Raw genomic sequence first — 4,079 nt, forward strand, 5'->3', positions numbered from 1 at the left:
CACTGAATGTGTGGCAAGAACGTCGCCTCAAAAGAAAGAGGCGGGGTTTTGGCCCCGCCTCTTTCGCTCTCAACATTCAACTCGCCGCTTACCTTACGCTTGGCTCGCGATCGCCTTGCCGAGCGCGGCTTGCGCGGCGGCGAGGCGGGCGATCGGGACGCGGTAGGGCGAGCAGGAGACGTAGTCGAGGCCGATCGCGTGACAGAAGGCGACGGAGGCGGGATCGCCGCCGTGCTCGCCGCAGATGCCGACCTTGAGCGAGGGGCGCGTCTTGCGACCGCGTGCGACGCCGATCTTGACGAGCTCGCCGACGCCTTCCTGGTCGAGCGCGACAAAGGGATCGATCGGCAGGATGCCCTTGGACACGTAGGTGCCGAGGAAGCTTGCGGCATCGTCACGGCTGATGCCGTACGTCGTCTGCGTGAGGTCGTTGGTACCGAATGAGAAGAACTCGGCGCTCTCCGCGATCTCGGCCGCGAGCAGGCAGGCGCGCGGCAGCTCGATCATTGTGCCGACCTGATAGGTCAGCTTGGTGTTGGTGTCGCGCATCACCGCCTTCGCGGTGGAATCGATGCGCGCCTTGACGAGGTCGAGCTCCATCTTGGTGGCGATCAGCGGCACCATCACCTCGAGGCCGACGGCCTTGCCGGTGCGCTTCTCGGCCTCGACCGCCGCTTCGAAGATCGCACGTGCCTGCATCTCGGCGATCTCGGGATAGGCTATCGCGATACGGCAGCCGCGGAAGCCGAGCATCGGATTGAACTCCGACAGCTCCCGCGCGCGGTCGGCCAGGCGCCGCGGGTCGGTGTTCATGGCGCGCGCCACTTCCTCGACCTCGGCATGGGTGTGCGGCAGGAACTCGTGCAGCGGCGGATCAAGCAAGCGGATCGTGACGGGCAGGCCCTTCATGATCTCGAACAACTCGACGAAGTCGGCGCGCTGCATCGGCAGCAGTTTTGCCAGCGCAGCGCGGCGCGACTGCTCGTCCTCGGAGAGGATCATCTCGCGCACCGTGCGGATGCGCGTCTCCTCGAAGAACATGTGCTCGGTACGGCAGAGGCCGATGCCTTCCGCGCCGAACTTGATCGCAGTGTGCGCGTCCTCCGGCGTGTCGGCGTTGACGCGCACGCCGATCTTGCGGACCTGGTCGGCCCATTTCATCAGCGTGCCGAACTCGCCGGACAGCTCGGGCTCGATCATCGGCATGCGGCCGGCGAGCACCTGGCCGAGCGAGCCGTCGATGGTGATGACGTCGCCGGTCTTGAAGGTGCGTGAGCCGATGCTCATGGTGCCGCGGCCGTAATCGACGCGGATGGTGCCGCAGCCGGAGACGCAGGGCTTGCCCATGCCGCGCGCGACGACCGCAGCATGCGAGGTCATGCCGCCGCGGGTGGTCAAGATGCCTTCGGCGGCGTGCATGCCGTGGATGTCTTCGGGGCTGGTCTCGATCCGGACCAGAATCACCTTGCGTCCGTCGGCCTGAAGCTTGGCCGCTTCGTCCGAGGAGAACACGATCTCGCCGGAGGCCGCACCCGGCGAGGCCGGCAGGCCGGTCGCAATCACGTCGCGCTTGGCGTTGGGGTCGATGGTCGGATGCAGCAGCTGGTCGAGCGAGGCGGGGTCGATCCGCGTCACTGCTTCCTTCTTGGTGATCAGGCCTTCATTGGCGAGCTCGACCGCGATGCGCAGCGCCGCCTTGGCAGTACGCTTGCCGCCGCGGGTCTGCAGCATCCAGAGCTTGCCCTGCTCGACCGTGAACTCCATGTCCTGCATGTCGCGGTAGTGCTTCTCGAGCAGCGTGTAGATCCGCGTCAGCTCCCTGAAGGCTTCCGGCATCGCCGATTCCATCGATGCCTTGTCGGAGCCCGAGTCCTTGCGCGCTTCCTCGGTGATGTCCTGCGGTGTGCGGATGCCCGCCACCACGTCCTCCCCTTGCGCGTTGATCAGGAACTCGCCGTAGAGCTTGCTCTCGCCGGTCGAGGGATTGCGCGTGAAGGCAACGCCGGTCGCCGAGGTCTCGCCCATGTTGCCGAACACCATGGCCTGCACGTTGACCGCGGTGCCCCAGGATTCCGGAATGTCGTGCAGCCTGCGGTAGGTCACCGCGCGGGCGTTCATCCAGGATGAAAACACCGCGCCGATCGCGCCCCAGAGTTGGTCGTGCGGGTCCTGCGGAAAATCCTTGCCCGTTTCGCGCGCGACCGCGTCCTTGTACTTGCCGACCAGATCGACCCAGTCGTCGGCGGTGAGATCCGTGTCGAGCGTGTAGCCCTGGCTGTCCTTGAAGGTATCGAGGATTTCCTCGAAATGATGATGCTCGAAGCCGAGCACCACGTCCGAATACATGGTGATGAAGCGGCGATAGCTGTCATAGGCGAAGCGGCGATCGCCCGACAGTTCCGACAGCGCTTCCACCGTCTCGTCGTTGAGGCCGAGATTGAGCACCGTGTCCATCATGCCCGGCATCGAGGCGCGGCCGCCGGAGCGCACGGAAACGAGCAGCGGATTCCTGGAATCGCCGAAGATCTTGCCGGTCAACTTGCCGACATGATCGAGCGCCTTCTCAACCTGCGACTTCAATTCCTTCGGGTAGGATTTGTCATGCGCGTAGAAATAGGTGCAGACCGAGGTCGGGATGGTGAAGCCCGGAGGCACCGGCAGGCCGAGATTGGCCATCTCGGCGAGGTTGGCGCCCTTGCCGCCGAGCAAATCGCGCATCTCCGCTTTGCCCTCGGCCTTGCCGTCCCCAAAGGTGAACACCCACTTGCCGGCCTTGGCCGCAACAGGCGCAGCCTTGGTTGAAGCAGTCTTGCTCGGTACCGGCTTCGCGGCGACCTTCGGCGCAACCGGCTTCGTCGCTGCCTTTGCAACAGCCTTGGAAACCGACTTGGCGGCAGGCTTCACAGCCGGCTTGGCAGCGGCCTTGGCCACGGGCTTCGGGGCGCGCTTGGCAAGTGCCTTGCGGGCCGCCGGCGCGGCTTTCGCCTTGGCGGAGGACTTTGATTTCGCTGGAATTTTCGCTGGAGTTTTCGAGGCGGCTTTGGCCATAGCTTGCACACAACCTGCGAGAGGAATGGGTAATTGCGCGCCTTACACCACTTTGGGCAGGTCCGCGCAAGTCGAAGAGTTCCCTAGAATGAAGGCCTAGAGATGGAGCCACTTCAACAATCCGAGCCCGATCGCACCATTTATGATGAGAAAAATCGCGACGATCAGGTTCAGGAGGCGCGGCATGATCAGGATGAGCACACCCGCAAGCAGCGACAGGATCGGCGAGATGTGGGCGACGGTGATGTGCATGAATTTTCTTTCCGTGGGTGGGGCGAATCGCGGCGGGATCATAGCGGACTGGGTTCCGCGGGTAGAGACGCACCGGGGGCGCGCGAGTTCCCGGCTTCGCGAAAACTGCCCGAAAATGCCGCGAATGCGGCGGGCGTTTTCCGGAACATCGCGGAGACGCATGCATTGGCAACCGGTCGCGCCAGTGGCGCTTCCCGAAAACCTTCTCGAAGGAGTTGCCCATGCGGAACAGGATTCTTGCTCTTGCAGCGCTCGCGGCCTCGATCGGCTCGCCCCTTGCGGCGCAGGCGCAAAGCAGCGTCACCGTGGGACGCGCGCCCGTCGTCGTCGAGAGCGGCCCGACCATTGCGGTCGAGCAGCGGCCGGCTTTCCGCGACTATGTCGTCGAACAACGTGTGCCGGCTTTCCGCATCCCGGATCGCGTGGTGGTCGGTGCCACCTTACCTGAAAGCGGCGTCACCTATTATGACGTGCCGCAACGTTTCGGCGCCACCACCTATCGCTACACCGTCGTAAACGGCGAGACCGTGCTGGTTGAGCCGCGCTCGCGGCGCATCGTCGAGGTGATGGACTAACGTTTCCGGTATCAACTAGGTGTCCGGCGCGTCACATCAATCAGGCTGACGCGAGCAGTATAGTCGGACATCAGGCCCCGCCCGGTCCTCCCCCCGCCGGGCGGGGCTTTTTGTGTGGGCACTCTTCGCGCACAGCAATTGCGGCCACCAACTCCGTCGTCATGGCCCGGGCTTGTCCCGGCCATCCATGCCTCTCCGCGAGCG

At 64.6% G+C, this 4,079-nt stretch carries 3 protein-coding genes; 1 reads left to right on the forward strand and 2 read right to left on the reverse strand.

What is annotated here, in order from left to right; translation table 11 throughout:
• Nucleotides 1-93: 93 nt before the first annotated feature.
• Together ppdK and IVB32_RS04915 are read right to left on the reverse strand one after the other, a co-directional pair.
• Nucleotides 94-3,048, reverse strand: coding sequence for a pyruvate, phosphate dikinase (ppdK, locus tag IVB32_RS04910; RefSeq protein WP_247372703.1), 2,955 nt, complete (start codon nt 3,046-3,048; stop codon nt 94-96).
• Between the two features lie 96 nt (nt 3,049-3,144).
• On the reverse strand, nt 3,145-3,300 hold the full coding sequence (locus tag IVB32_RS04915; protein WP_007594951.1) for a DUF3096 domain-containing protein: 156 nt from the start codon (nt 3,298-3,300) through the stop codon (nt 3,145-3,147).
• A gap of 221 nt (nt 3,301-3,521) precedes the next feature.
• Here IVB32_RS04915 and IVB32_RS04920 point away from each other — a divergent pair, with 221 nt between their 5' ends.
• The gene (locus IVB32_RS04920; protein ID WP_018454893.1) at nt 3,522-3,875 is read left to right on the forward strand and encodes a DUF1236 domain-containing protein; all 354 of its coding nucleotides are present in this window, start codon (nt 3,522-3,524) and stop codon (nt 3,873-3,875) included.
• The last annotated feature ends 204 nt before the right edge of the window (nt 3,876-4,079 follow it).

Source organism: Bradyrhizobium sp. 23 (assembly GCF_023073295.1).
GTDB classification, from domain to species: domain Bacteria; phylum Pseudomonadota; class Alphaproteobacteria; order Rhizobiales; family Xanthobacteraceae; genus Bradyrhizobium; species Bradyrhizobium canariense_D.

Coding starts and splice junctions, on each gene's coding strand:
- ppdK (WP_247372703.1), bottom strand. CDS start 3,048: ATGGCCAAAGCCGCCTCGAAAACTCCAGCGAAAATTCCAGCGAAATCA.
- IVB32_RS04915 (WP_007594951.1), bottom strand. CDS start 3,300: ATGCACATCACCGTCGCCCACATCTCGCCGATCCTGTCGCTGCTTGCG.
- IVB32_RS04920 (WP_018454893.1), top strand. CDS start 3,522: ATGCGGAACAGGATTCTTGCTCTTGCAGCGCTCGCGGCCTCGATCGGC.